Raw genomic sequence first — 983 nt, 5'->3', positions numbered from 1 at the left:
CCTCTAACTGCCAAGGCATCCACCACATACGCTTAGTCACTTAACCATACAACCCCAAGTATTCTTGTCTTTTGAAGTTTATCCGACGTTGCACTTCATTGCTTGTTCAGTCATGTGGTAAACCACACTCCCTTACTCGCGCTTTGTGCGCCTTGGTTAAACACCAAAATCCCTCGAATCATTTTATTGCTAAAACAATTCATACTGGAATGTTCGGAGACTAATCCGAACTAATTGTAAAGTCTGACATTTTCACGTACTCAATATGTCCTAGAACATAAGATGAGTTACTTGATAAGACATCTTACTCTTTCGAGTAGTATGAATTCGATAACACATCCTTGGGGGGATGCATTATCACCATCACCACAACACACGATAAGAGTGTGTGTTAACAGTTTGGTATTTATACTTGCGTTAAACAACAGCGCGACACCGTGTTTAACATATAAATACCGATATTTATATCAGCTTTCCAGATTGTTAAAGAACTAATCATTTGCCCGCATTCGGCAAAGACTTGGTTTAAAAAAACCAAATTTAAAATAACTTTAAAAGTTAAGCTTAAATTTGGCTTCTTTCTTTATAAAAAACTATCACCGTAATTTAAGTTTGTGCAAGGCATTTATTGGCGACGTTTAGGTTTTTCTAAACGAGCCCTTAAATAACGATGCAGAAATTTAAATTTGGTAGGTCTGGGCAGACTTGAACTGCCGACCTCACCCTTATCAGGGGTGCGCTCTAACCAGCTGAGCTACAGACCTATCATGGTTATGCTCTATTTAACTCGTCGGCGCCGACCTCACCCTGCTTTTATCAGGAATGGGTACGTTCTAACCAGCTAAGCTAAACAAAACAAGTTTCTTCAATTTCATTATCATACAATTTGTGTGAACACTCGTGAACCCGTGGATTCCATTAAGCAGTCTTACTTCAAGATAAGGAGGTGATCCAACCCCAGGTTCCCCTAGGGTTACCTTGTT

At 39.5% G+C, this 983-nt stretch carries 1 tRNA gene; it reads right to left on the bottom strand.

Annotation, left to right across the window (positions count from 1 at the left end):
• Positions 1 to 687: 687 nt before the first annotated feature.
• Positions 688 to 764, bottom strand: a tRNA-Ile gene (locus CWS31_RS17305).
• Between the last annotated feature and the right edge of the window lie 219 nt (positions 765 to 983).

The organism is Colwellia echini (assembly GCF_002843355.2).
Taxonomy (GTDB): domain Bacteria; phylum Pseudomonadota; class Gammaproteobacteria; order Enterobacterales; family Alteromonadaceae; genus Colwellia; species Colwellia echini.
The sequence above is the reverse complement of the archived record's forward strand: the minus strand, read 5'-3'. Positions and strand labels throughout refer to the sequence as shown.